This window comes from Pseudomonas sp. LAMO17WK12:I1, from assembly GCF_900177315.1.
GTDB classification, from domain to species: Bacteria; Pseudomonadota; Gammaproteobacteria; order Pseudomonadales; family Pseudomonadaceae; genus Aquipseudomonas; species Aquipseudomonas marginalis.
Map to the genome: position 1 here is coordinate 441,349 of NZ_FWZV01000006.1, position 12,378 is coordinate 453,726.

Genomic DNA, 12,378 nt, shown 5'->3' on the forward strand with positions numbered 1-12,378 from the left:
CATATTGAAGACATTTGACCATTTGACCGTTGTAGGTCTGCGTGAGTGGGTGGCACTTCCCGACTTGGGAGTGGCAGGCCTGCGTGCCAAGATCGACACCGGTGCCAGCACCTCCAGCCTGCATGCCACCGACATCGAGCCTTTTGAGCGCGACGGTGAGAAGTGGGTGCGCTTTACCGCGCACCTGGGCAGCGTTGTGCAACTGCGTCACCGCCGCTGCGAAGCGCCCCTGGTGACCATGAAAACCATCAAGAGCTCCAATGGCCATGCGCAGGTGCGCTACGTGATCAGCACCACCCTGGCACTGGGTGATCGGGTATGGCGGGTGGAGTTCACCCTGGCCTGCCGCAAAGCCATGCGTTACCGCCTGTTGCTGGGTTCCAAGGCGCTGATTGACGGCCACCTGGTGGTCAATCCCGGCGTCAAGTACGTTCAAGACAAGCCGGTGTTCCCGGTCTCTACTATTTCTGCCCCAGGTGCTGCATGAAGATTGCTGTGCTGTCGCGAAACCCGCGTCTGTATTCCACCCGCCGCCTGGTCGAGGCCGGCACCGAACGTGGCCACGAAATGGTGGTGATCGACACGCTGCGTGCCTATATGAACATTGCCAGCCACAAGCCGCAGATCCATTACCGCGGTAAACCGCTGGAGGGGTTTGATGCGGTGATCCCGCGGATTGGCGCCTCGGTGACGTTCTATGGCTGCGCCGTGTTGCGCCAGTTCGAAATGATGGGGGTCTTCCCCCTCAATGAATCCGTGGCCATTGCACGCTCGCGGGACAAATTACGCTCGTTGCAACTGCTCTCGCGGCGGGGCATCGGCCTGCCGGTCACCGGCTTTGCCCACTCCCCCGACGACATTCCCGACCTGATCGAAATGGTCAACGGCGCGCCGCTGGTGATCAAGGTGCTGGAAGGCACCCAGGGCATCGGTGTGGTGCTGTGTGAAACCGCGACTGCAGCGGAATCCGTGATCGAGGCATTCATGGGCCTCAAGCAGAACATCATGGTCCAGGAGTACATCAAGGAAGCCGGCGGTGCGGATATTCGCTGCTTCGTGGTGGGCGACAAGGTGATCGCAGCCATGAAGCGCCAGGCCAAGCCCGGAGAGTTCCGCTCCAACCTGCACCGTGGCGGCAGCGCCAGCCTGATCAAGATCACCCCGGAAGAACGCATGACCGCGCTGCGGGCGGCCAAGGTCATGGGGTTGGCAGTGGCGGGTGTGGATATCCTGCGCTCCAACCATGGGCCACTGGTGATGGAGGTGAACTCGTCGCCGGGCCTGGAAGGGATAGAGACCACCACTGGGAAGGATGTGGCGGGGATCATCATCCAACATCTGGAGAAGAATGGTGGACCGAATATGACCAGGACCAAGGGCAAGGGTTAGAGACGGGAGCTGTCAGCTTCAAGCTATAAGCTGCAAGAAAGGGCAAAAGCTGTGCGCCTTTCTCTTGCGGCTTCAAGCTTGAAACTTGCAGCTGTTTCTAGACCGCATCCCTTGGCAGCATAAGCCCAAGCGGCAAGCGTACCCGCGCCTCAAGGCCACCGCCGTCGCGGTTACGCAACTCGACATTGCCGCCGTGCATCGACGCAATCCGCCGCACGATCGCCAGCCCCAAGCCGGTCCCTTTGCCACCCCGGGCACGGTCGCCACGGGTGAAGGGGTTGAAGATACCCTCCAGCTCGTCCGGATCGATGCCCGCCCCCCGGTCCATCACACTCAGCACCACGTACGGCGCAGCACTGTCGCCAGACACATACGCAGCCACTTCAACATCCGAACCGGCGTGGTGCAAAGCGTTGCCGATCAGGTTGTTCAGCAGGCGCTTCATCGACACCCGACGCAACGCAAACGGCTGGATCGGCTCAAGGCGCATGCGCACTTGCTCGCCATTCTGGTTGTAGGGCGCGACAACCTCACGCACCAGGTCCGTGAGATCGACTTCCTCCACCACCTCGTCACGACCATCGCGAATAAACGCCAGGAACTGGTCGAGAATCGCGTCCATGTCTTCGATGTCGCGAACCATGTCGTCGGTGAGGTCGCTATGGTTGCCCATCAGCTCCAGGGACAGGCGCAATCGCGTCAAAGGCGTGCGCAAGTCATGGGACACCCCCGCCAGCATCAGCTCGCGCTCGCGCCCGGCCTGTTCGACATCCTCCGCCATCTGGTTGAAGGCGCCATACACCTCGGTCATTTCACTGGGCGTATCGCTGACCGGCAGGCGCACGCTGCGCCCCTGGCCCAATTGGCGGGCGGCAAACACCAGGCGTTTAAGCGGTTGGTTGAGCTGGCGAACGAAAATCCACGCCGACGCGGTGGAAAGCAAGCCGATGGCCAGGAACCAGCCCAACACGTTCCAGATCTTCTGCCCCCGCAAAGGGTGCGGATACAGCGGAACCTTGATCCAGGCATCGCCAAGGCTCGGCGCCCTTACCCACAGCGCAGGTGAAACATGCATGCGCAAGCGCACCTCGGTGTCCTCGCCCAGTTCGGCCTGCATCTGGCGCTGGTAGATCTCGCTGTAGGGCCAATGCTGCTCACCCTCGGGTACACCAGCCCCGTCAACGCGGGTCAACGTCGAGGCCTTGGCGACCTTTTCGCGGTTCTCAGGGTCTACGGCCCAGTAACCACGCAGCGTCAGGGCGACACCGTGGCTGTACTGCCGGTCCACCAGCACGTCTTCGTTCATCAGCAGATAAACCAGTGTCAGCGCCTTGGAAAACAGCACGACGATCAGCACCAGCCAAAGGGTGCGGGAGAAGAAACTTTGCGGGAACCACAGAGGGGTTTTCATAGAAGACAGCTGGACACCTTGCAGGAACGAGCGGCGCTCGCAGAATTGCAGACGCCGGGCATCCCGTCGACCCTCATGGAGTCAAGCGCCAGGATGCCCGCCCTGCAAATCATCGGTCACTTGGTTGCGGTGCCATCCGGCACAAACACATAGCCCACACCCCATACCGTCTGGATATACCGAGGTTTGGACGGGTCCGGCTCGATCATCCGGCGCAGACGGGAAATCTGCACGTCGATGGAGCGCTCCAGGGCGTCCCATTCGCGACCGCGTGCCAGGTTCATCAGTTTGTCGCGGGTCAGCGGCTGACGCGCGTTCATCACCAGGGCCTTGAGCACGGCGAATTCACCGGTGGTGAGCATGTGCACTTCGTCGCCACGCTTGAGCTCGCGGGTTGCCAGCGACAGTTCGTAGTCGCCAAAGGTAACGCTTTCGTCTTCGCTGCCCGGCGCGCCCGGTACCGGCGGTGCCTGACGACGCAACACGGCTTTGACCCGCGCCATCAACTCGTCGGGGTTGAAGGGTTTGGCCAGGTAGTCATCAGCGCCCAGCTCGAGGCCCTTGATGCGGCTCAGCTCATCGCCCTTGGCGGTCAGCATGATGATTGGAATCTGGTTGTTCGCGCCACGCAGGCGCTTGCAGGCGGTGAGGCCGTCTTCGCCGGGCAGCATCAGGTCGAGTACGACCAGGTTGAATACCTCACGCCCCAGGAGACGGTCCATCTGCTCGGTGTTCGGCACCGCGCGGGCACGGTAGCCCTTGGAGTTGAAGAAACGCTCCAGCAGGCTGCTAAGCCCCGGATCATCATCAACGATGAGAATTTTTTCGCCTTCAGCAGTTTGTGCAGTGCTGCTCATTGGATGCTCCTCTTATCTCGGCGCGCATTATGGCGTAGCTGCCGTTATACGCACCGTGTGCATTGTTAGCAGATTTTTCCTCTACTGCCAGCGAACCCTCGCCTTCCAACCACTGGCGCAGTACCCCCCAAGGGCAGAACGCTGGTTATAATGCGGCGCCTTCGTGCAGGGCAACGTCAGATCGTTGCCGTTTACTGCCGGGCTTTTTTTCCCCGCTTGTCGTGATTTTTTCGATTTCGAGGGTCAATAGGCTGCCTCTTGACCCAGGTAGCGGCGCCGGTCGGGCCGCTCAACCAGCCGCGCAAGGCCTTGTTTTCCGGGCCTGCGGGCTGCTTTTCAGAATTTCAGGTGGTTTTATGGACAGCATCAACAGCCGCATCGCCGAAGAACTCGGCGTACGCCCACAACAGGTCGAAGCGGCCGTCGCTCTACTGGATGAAGGCTCCACGGTGCCCTTCATCGCCCGTTACCGGAAAGAAGTGACCGGCAGCCTCGACGACATCCAGCTGCGGCACCTTGAAGAACGCCTGCGCTACCTGCGAGAACTCGACGAACGGCGTATCAGCATCCTCGCCAGCATCGAGGAACAGGGCAAGCTGACGCCTCAGCTTGAACGCGACATCAAGCTCGCCGACACCAAGACCCGCCTCGAAGACCTTTACCTGCCGTACAAACAGAAGCGCCGCACCAAGGGCCAGATTGCCCTGGAAGCCGGCCTGGGCGAACTGGCCGACGGCCTGTTCAACGACCCGTCGCTGACCCCGGAGACCGAAGCCGCGCGCTTCATCAACACCGAAAAAGGCGTTGCCGACGTCAAGGCCGCCCTCGAAGGCGCCAAGTACATCCTGATGGAGCGCTTCGCCGAAGACGCCAACCTGCTGGAAAAACTGCGCAACTACCTGAAACAGGAAGCCACCCTCAGCGCCCGCGTCATCGCCGGCAAAGAGGAAGAAGGCGCCAAGTTCCGCGACTACTTCGAACACGACGAACCGCTGAAAAGCATGCCGTCCCACCGTGCGCTGGCGATTTTCCGTGGCCGCAACGAAGGCATTCTCAGCTCTGCGCTGAAAGTCGGCGACGAACTGCCGGGCACCATGCACCCGTGTGAAGGCATGATCGGCCAACAATTCGGCATCCAGAATCAGAATCGTCCTGCGGACAAGTGGCTCGGTGAAGTCGTGCGCTGGACCTGGAAGGTCAAGCTCTACACCCACCTGGAAACCGACCTGCTCGGCGAGTTGCGCGACGGCGCCGAAACCGAGGCGATCAACGTCTTCGCCCACAACCTGCACGACCTGCTGCTGGCCGCCCCGGCCGGTCCACGTGCCACCCTGGGCCTCGACCCGGGCCTGCGCACCGGCTGCAAGGTCGCCGTGGTCGATGCCACCGGCAAGCTGCTGGACCACGCCACCGTGTACCCACACGTTCCGCACAACAAGTGGGACCAGACCCTCGCCATCCTGGCCGCCCTGTGCGCCAAGCATGCGGTGGACCTGATCGCCATCGGCAACGGCACTGCCAGCCGTGAAACCGACAAGCTGGCCGCCGAACTGATCAAGAAGTACCCAGCCATGAAGATGACCAAGGTGATGGTCTCCGAAGCCGGTGCTTCGGTGTACTCGGCATCGGAACTGGCCTCCAAGGAATTCCCGGACCTCGACGTGTCGATCCGTGGCGCGGTGTCCATCGCCCGTCGCCTGCAGGATCCGCTGGCAGAGCTGGTGAAAATCGATCCTAAATCCATCGGTGTCGGCCAGTACCAGCACGACGTGTCGCAGCTGAAACTGGCACGCGGCCTGGATGCGGTAGTCGAAGACTGCGTAAACGCCGTGGGCGTGGACGTGAACACCGCCTCCGTGGCGCTGCTGGCGCGTATCTCCGGCCTCAATGCCACCCTGGCGCAGAACATCGTCACTCACCGCGACGAAAACGGTGCGTTCAAAACCCGCGCCGCGCTGAAAAAAGTCGCCCGCCTGGGTGAAAAAACCTTCGAGCAAGCCGCCGGCTTCCTGCGCGTGATGAACGGCGACAACCCGCTGGATTCGTCAGCCGTTCACCCGGAAGCCTATCCGTTGGTGCAACGTATCGCCGCCGAGACCGACCGCGATATCCGCTCGCTGATCGGCGACGCCGCATTCCTCAAGCGCCTGGATCCAAAGAAGTACACCGACGAAACCTTCGGCGTTCCGACCATCACCGACATCCTGCAAGAGCTGGAAAAACCTGGCCGCGACCCGCGTCCCGAGTTCAAGACCGCCGAGTTCCAGGACGGCGTCGAAGACCTCAAGGACCTGCAACTGGGCATGATCCTCGAAGGCGTGGTCACCAACGTGACCAACTTCGGCGCGTTTGTGGACATCGGCGTGCATCAGGACGGTTTGGTGCACATCTCTGCGCTTTCGGAGAAGTTCATCAAGGATCCGCGCGAAGCGGTGAAAGCCGGTGATGTGGTCAAGGTCAAGGTCATGGAAGTCGACATCCCGCGCAAACGCGTTGGCCTGTCGATGCGCATGGGCGACACCCCCGGCGAAAAAATCGACGGCGCCCGTGGTGCACGTCCTGGCTCGGCACCGCGCCAGTCGCAGAACCGCTCTGAAAACAGTCAACCGCGCAAGGAAACCGCCACCGCAGCGCCAAGCAACAACGCCATGGCCTCGCTGTTCGCCAACGCCAAGCAGTTGAAGAAACGCTGATGGAAATCCCCGCCGGTTTGACCCAGAGCGCGTTCAGCGAACTGATCGGCTGCCGCCTGCAACGCCTCGAAGAAGGCGTTGCCGAGGTGGCCCTGACCCTGGAGCCGCACCTGCGCAACCGCGCGGGCAAGCTCCATGGCGGGGCGATTTTCAGTCTGGTGGACATCACCATGGGGCTGGCCTGCTCCAGCGCCCATGGGTTTGACCAGCAGAGCGCGACCATCGAATGCAAGATCAACTACATCCGCGCCGTGGAAGACGGCGATGTGCTGTGCACCAGCCACGTGATTCACGCCGGCCGGCGCACGCTGGTGGTCGAGGCCGATGTGTATCAGGACGAAAGACTTGTCGCAAAAGCACAGGGCACGTTCGCTGTCCTATAGCTCCCCGCCCCCGATTTGAGTTAATTTCGGCGCTGCGATAACAGCGTCGGAATTTTCTTGCTGCGCTATAGCCCAATTCATGGAGTGAAGTAGGCTTTTTTAACGCGGGTCAAATCGACTCAAAACCAGGCGATCACGCCAGTTTTAACTTCACCCTTGTAGACCGTCCTGCCCACCCCCATATTGGGGCGACTGACGCGTGAAGGAATCCAACTTGAGCGAACTTCTCAACCGCCGCCTGGCCCTGCTCGGCAAGCGCGAACACCTCTCCCTGCTAGAGCAGTGCTTGCACGGCATCGAGCGTGAATGCCTACGTGTCACCGGTGAGGGTCGCCTGGCGCAAACGCCGCACCCCGAAGCCCTGGGCGCCGCGTTGACCCATGAACAGATCACCACCGACTACTCGGAATCGCTGCTGGAGTTCATCACTCCGGCCCTGCCCAACCCGGCCGATACCTTGAGCAGCCTGGACAAGATCCACCGCTTTGCCTACACCAAGCTCGGCAGCGAATACCTGTGGAGCCCCTCGATGCCGTGCCCGTTGCCGGCCGAGGAAGACATTCCGATTGCCTACTACGGCACCTCCAATATCGGACAGCTCAAGTACGTGTACCGCAAGGGCCTGGCCCTGCGTTACGGCAAGACCATGCAGTGCATCGCGGGCATCCACTACAACTTTTCCCTGCCGGAACAGCTGTGGCCGCTGCTCAAGGAGACTGAAGGCTTCGTCGGCACCGACCGCGACTATCAGTCCACGGCCTATATCGCGCTGATACGCAACTTCCGCCGCTACAGCTGGCTGCTGATGTACCTGTTCGGCGCATCGCCGGCCTTGGACGCGGGTTTCCTGAGGGGGCGCTCGCACCAATTGGAAGTGCTCGACGCCGACACCCTGTACCTGCCGTACGCCACCAGCCTGCGCATGAGCGACCTGGGTTACCAGAGCAACGCCCAGGCCGGCCTGACGCCGTGCTACAACGACCTGGCCAGCTACACCGACAGCCTGCGCGAAGCGGTGGCAACGCCCTATGCGCCCTATGTCGAAGTCGGCACCCACAAGGACGGTGAGTGGGTACAGCTCAACACCAACATCCTGCAGATCGAAAACGAGTACTACTCCAACATCCGCCCCAAGCGCGTGACCTACACCGGCGAGCGGCCGATCCAGGCGCTGATGGCCCGTGGCATCCAGTACATCGAAGTGCGCTGCCTGGACATCAACCCGTTCCTGCCGATGGGCATCGACCTGCCGGAGTCGCGTTTCCTCGACGCCTTCCTGCTGTACTGCGCGCTGAACGACAGCCCACTGTTCGCCGATAACGAGTGCGGCAACGCCACGTCCAACTTCCTCAGCGTGGTCAAGGAAGGCCGGCGCCCGGGCCTGCAATTGCAGCGCAAGGGCCAGGCCGTGGACATGAAGGAATGGGCCACCGAGCTGCTGGAGAAGATTGCCCCGCTGGCTGCGCTGCTGGATGAAAGCCACGGCATCACCGAACACAGCCAGGCACTGGACGCCCAACTGGCCAAGGTCAAGGACCCGTCCCTGACCCCTTCGGCGCAGGTACTGGCGGCGATGGCCGAGCGCAAAGAGAGTTTCGCGCAGTTCTCCCTGCATCAGAGCGAGGTGCACGCCGAGTACTTCCGCCGCGAGCCGTTGCCGGCTGAAGAGCAGGCACGCTTTGAAGAGCTGGCGCGCACGTCGCTGGCGCAGCAGGCGGAACTGGAGCAGAACGAAGTGGGCGATTTTGATGTGTTTGTCGGCTCGTACCAGGCGAGCATTCTGGCCATCAGCAACTAACTGAAGCCGAACCCGGCTCAAAATGTGAGAGGGGGCTTGCCCCCTCCCACATTTGCCCTCATCAAGCTCAAGATTCGCTTCAACCTTTCGCCCATAAGCTAATTCGAAAATGTTATTTATTTTCGGATTCTTAGATCATTTAGTCTCCTCACACGCCGACCCTCGGCCGCCTGATTGAGGAGCTTCCCCTTGAAACTGTTAACCCCTCTGCGCCTCCTGGCCGCGTTGTCCCTGGCCGGTGCCAGCCTGTTTGCCCAGGCGGCGGATGTAACCATCGCTTACCAGACCACCGTAGACCCGGCCAAAGTCGCCCAGGCCGACGGCGCATATGAAAAAGCCACCAACGCCAAGATCGACTGGCGCAAATTCGACAATGGTGCCGACATCATCGCCGCCATCGCCTCCGGCGACGTGCAGATCGGCTACCTCGGTTCCAGCCCACTGACCGCTGCGATCACCCGCAAGGTGCCGGTGGAAACCTTCCTGGTTGCCACCCAGATCGGCGGTGCCGAAGCCCTGGTGGCGCGCAATGGTTCCGGGATCAACAGTCCCCAGGACCTGATCGGCAAGAAAGTCGCCGTACCCTTCGTTTCCACCGGCCACTACAGCCTGCTGGCCGCGCTGAAGCACTGGAACATCGACCCATCGAAAGTCACCATCCTCAACCTCGCACCGCCAGCGATCATCGCGGCCTGGAAGCGCGGTGACATCGACGCTACCTACGTATGGGACCCGGCCCTGGGCGTGGCCAAGGAAAACGGCAAGGTGCTGATCACCTCCGGCGAGCTGGCCAAGTTCGGCGCGCCGACCTTCGATGCCTGGATCGTGCGCAAGGACTTCGCGCAGAAGCACCCGGAAATCGTCACCGCCTTCGCCAAAGTCACCCTGGATGCCTACGCCGCCTACCGCAAAGACCCACAAGCCTGGCTCGCCGACACAGGCAACGTCGACAAACTGGTGAAACTCTCCGGCGCCAAGGCCAGCGACATCCCGCTGCTGCTGCAAGGCAACGTCTACCCGCTGGCCGCTGACCAGGTGACCCTGCTGGGCGCACCGACCACCAAGGCCGTGACCGATACCGCTGCGTTCCTCAAGGAACAAGGCAAGGTCGACGCCGTGCTGCCGGACTATGCCCCTTACGTCAGCGCCAAGTTCATCACTAACTGATTCAAGGAGTTCATCGCGATGGCCTTGCTACAACTGGAGCGCATCAGCGCACAGTACCCAGGCGCCACAGAACCGGTACTGTCCGACATTTCACTCGACCTGGGGCCCCAGCAATTGCTGGTGGCCCTCGGCCCGTCCGGCAGTGGCAAGACTTCGCTGTTGAACCTGATTGCCGGCTTTGTCGAGCCGTCCGCCGGGCGCATCACCCTCGATGGCGTGCCGGTCAAAGGCCCCAGTGCCGAACGCGGCGTGGTGTTCCAGGACGACGCCCTGCTGCCCTGGCAGGACGTGTTGGCCAATGTCGGTTTCGGCCTGGAACTGGCCGGCGTGCCCAAGGCGCAGCGTGAAGTACGCGCCCGGGAAATGCTCGCCCTGGTTGACCTTGCCGGCTTCGACAGCCGCCGTATCTGGCAGCTTTCTGGCGGCCAGAAACAGCGTGTCGGCCTGGCGCGAGCGCTGGCCGCCGACCCGCGCGTGCTGCTGATGGACGAACCCTTCGGCGCCCTCGATGCCTTCACCCGTGAGCAGATGCAGGAACTGTTGCTGCAAGTCTGGCGGCGCACGGCCAAGCCGGTGTTCCTGATTACCCATGACATCGAAGAAGCGGTGTTCCTCGCCACCGACCTGATCCTGCTGGCGCCCAACCCGGGCCAGATCGTCGAACGCCTGCACCTGGACTTCGGCCAGCGCTATGCGGCCGGTGAGTCGGCGCGGGCGATCAAGTCCGACCCGCGCTTTATCGAAACCCGCGAACACGTGCTGGGCAAAGTGTTCTCGCAACGGCAGGTGTACGCATGAGCAGCTACGAACTCCCCGCCACCGCTGCCAAGCCGGTGGCGCACGCGGTCATTCCTGTGCGTCGCAGCCTGAGTACACGCTGGATCAGCCTGTTGACCCTGGTGGCCTTGCTGGCCCTCTGGTGGGCCGTCACCGCCACCGGCCTGATCGAACCGTTGTTCCTGCCACCGCCCTCGGCCGTGCTGCAAAAAGGCTGGCTGCTGGCGACCACGGGCTATATGGATTCCACCTTGTGGCAGCACCTGGGCGCGAGCCTCAGCCGGATCGGCCTGGGCCTGGGCTTCGCGGTGCTGACCGCCGTGCCGGTAGGCATTGCCATCGGCGCCAACCGCATCGCCCGCGGCATTCTCGACCCGCTGATCGAGTTTTACCGGCCGATTCCGCCCCTGGCTTACCTGCCGTTGATCGTGATCTGGTGCGGTATCGGCGAGCTGTCCAAGGTGCTGCTGATTTACCTGGCGATCTTTGCGCCGATCGCCATCGCCACCGCGACCGGCGTACGCACCGTCGACCCGGCCAAGCTGCGGGCGGCGCAGTCGTTGGGCGCCACCCGTGCGCAGCTGATTCGCCATGTGATCTTGCCGAGCGCCCTGCCCGACATCCTCACCGGGGTGCGCATCGGCCTGGGTGTGGGCTGGTCGACCCTGGTCGCCGCCGAACTGATCGCGGCCACCAGCGGCCTGGGTTTCATGGTGCAGTCGGCGGCGCAGTTCCTGGTGACCGATGTGGTGGTGCTGGGGATCCTGGTGATCGCCCTGATCGCCTTCGCCATGGAAATGGGCCTGCGCGCCCTGCAGCGTAAGTTAGTGCCTTGGCATGGCCAGGCACATTGAGTGAGAACAGCATGAGCAGCCTGACCGTTACCCCCTTGAGCACCGCCCTGGGCGCCCAGATCAGTGGCGTCGATATTACCCAGCCGCTGAGCACCGAACACCGCGATGCCATCGAACAGGCGTTGCTCAGCCATTCGGTGCTGTTCTTCCGTGGCCAGCCGATCACCCCGCCGCAACAGGTGCGGTTCGCGGCGAACTTCGGTGACCTGCACATCCATCCGATCTACCCCAACGTGCCGGAACAGCCCGAAGTGCTGATCCTCGACACCGCCGTCACCGACGTGCGCGACAACGCCGTATGGCACACCGATGTGACCTTTCTGCCCACCCCGGCCCTCGGCGCGGTGCTGAGTGCCAAGCTGCTGCCGGCGTACGGTGGCGATACGCTGTGGGCCAGTGGCATCGCGGCGTACGAGGCGCTGTCCGAGCCGTTGAAGCGGTTGCTCGATGGGCTGACGGCTACCCACGACTTCACCAAATCCTTTCCGCTGGAACGCTTTGGCAACAGCGCCGAAGACCTGGCGCGCTGGGAAGAAACCCGCAGGAAAAACCCACCGCTGTCGCACCCGGTCGTGCGCACGCATCCGGTGAGCGGGCGTAAGTCGCTGTTTGTCAGTGATGGGTTTACCACCAGGATCAATGAACTGGAACCGGCGGAAAGCGAGGCGATCCTCAAGCTGCTGTTCGCCCACGCGACACGCCCGGAATTCACCCTCCGCTGGCGCTGGCAGGAGAACGACGTGGCGTTCTGGGATAACCGCGTGACCCAGCATTACGCGGTGGATGACTACCGGCCGCAACGGCGAGTGATGCATCGGGCGACGATTCTTGGGGATGTGCCGTTCTAAACCACACTGCAAATCAAATGTGGGAGGGGGCTTGCCCCGGTACAAACCGGGGACATCGTTTACATTTCTAACCGGGGACATGGTTTACAGGCTAATACGCATGATCAGGAGGTAACTGATCATGCCCTGGAACCAAGAGTCCCCCATGAATCAAAGAATCAAGCTGGTAGCTGATTGGCTTTCTGGCAACTTCACTAAAAG

The 12,378-nt window shown here is 62.1% G+C and carries 11 protein-coding genes; 9 read left to right on the forward strand and 2 right to left on the reverse strand.

The window, feature by feature from the left end; genetic code table 11:
• Window positions 1-37 precede the first annotated feature (37 nt).
• The gene (locus B9N88_RS14345) at window positions 38-487 is read left to right on the forward strand and encodes a retropepsin-like aspartic endopeptidase RimB (protein ID WP_169899741.1); all 450 of its coding nucleotides are present in this window, start codon (window positions 38-40) and stop codon (window positions 485-487) included.
• On the forward strand, window positions 484-1,389 hold the full coding sequence (gene rimK, locus B9N88_RS14350; RefSeq protein WP_003171022.1) for a 30S ribosomal protein S6--L-glutamate ligase: 906 nt from the start codon (window positions 484-486) through the stop codon (window positions 1,387-1,389). Before B9N88_RS14345 ends, rimK begins: the two co-directional genes overlap by 4 nt.
• 97 nt (window positions 1,390-1,486) lie before the next feature.
• Here rimK and B9N88_RS14355 read toward each other — a convergent pair whose 3' ends face one another.
• Together B9N88_RS14355 and ompR are read right to left on the reverse strand one after the other, a co-directional pair.
• Complete coding sequence (locus B9N88_RS14355; RefSeq protein ID WP_027605151.1) at window positions 1,487-2,800, reverse strand: ATP-binding protein; 1,314 nt, start codon at window positions 2,798-2,800, stop codon at window positions 1,487-1,489.
• Between the two features lie 116 nt (window positions 2,801-2,916).
• Entirely contained in the window at window positions 2,917-3,657 is a 741-nt protein-coding gene (gene ompR / locus B9N88_RS14360) for an osmolarity response regulator transcription factor OmpR (RefSeq protein WP_015373500.1), read from the reverse strand.
• 356 nt (window positions 3,658-4,013) lie between these two features.
• Between ompR and B9N88_RS14365 the strand changes: the two genes are divergently transcribed.
• The 7 genes from B9N88_RS14365 to tauD all read left to right on the forward strand — a co-directional run bounded on the left by B9N88_RS14365 (window position 4,014) and on the right by tauD (window position 12,177).
• Window positions 4,014-6,350, forward strand: a complete 2,337-nt coding sequence (locus B9N88_RS14365) for a Tex family protein (RefSeq protein ID WP_027605152.1) — start codon at window positions 4,014-4,016, stop codon at window positions 6,348-6,350.
• The gene (locus B9N88_RS14370) at window positions 6,350-6,733 is read left to right on the forward strand and encodes a PaaI family thioesterase (RefSeq protein ID WP_051429334.1); all 384 of its coding nucleotides are present in this window, start codon (window positions 6,350-6,352) and stop codon (window positions 6,731-6,733) included. Before B9N88_RS14365 ends, B9N88_RS14370 begins: the two co-directional genes overlap by 1 nt.
• 214 nt (window positions 6,734-6,947) lie before the next feature.
• A complete protein-coding gene (gshA, locus tag B9N88_RS14375) occupies window positions 6,948-8,531 on the forward strand; it encodes a glutamate--cysteine ligase (RefSeq protein WP_027605153.1) in 1,584 nt (527 codons plus the stop codon).
• A 189-nt stretch (window positions 8,532-8,720) separates the two neighbouring features.
• Window positions 8,721-9,698: a taurine ABC transporter substrate-binding protein gene (gene tauA, locus B9N88_RS14380; RefSeq protein WP_027605154.1), complete on the forward strand. Its 978-nt coding sequence runs from the start codon at window positions 8,721-8,723 to the stop codon at window positions 9,696-9,698.
• 18 nt (window positions 9,699-9,716) lie between these two features.
• Window positions 9,717-10,496: a taurine ABC transporter ATP-binding subunit gene (tauB, locus tag B9N88_RS14385; protein ID WP_027605155.1), complete on the forward strand. Its 780-nt coding sequence runs from the start codon at window positions 9,717-9,719 to the stop codon at window positions 10,494-10,496.
• Window positions 10,493-11,329, forward strand: a complete 837-nt coding sequence (gene tauC / locus B9N88_RS14390) for a taurine ABC transporter permease TauC (protein ID WP_027605156.1) — start codon at window positions 10,493-10,495, stop codon at window positions 11,327-11,329. The genes tauB and tauC overlap by 4 nt, the downstream gene beginning before the upstream one ends.
• Window positions 11,330-11,340: 11 nt before the next feature.
• Window positions 11,341-12,177, forward strand: a complete 837-nt coding sequence (gene tauD / locus B9N88_RS14395; protein WP_027605157.1) for a taurine dioxygenase — start codon at window positions 11,341-11,343, stop codon at window positions 12,175-12,177.
• Window positions 12,178-12,378 lie beyond the last annotated feature (201 nt).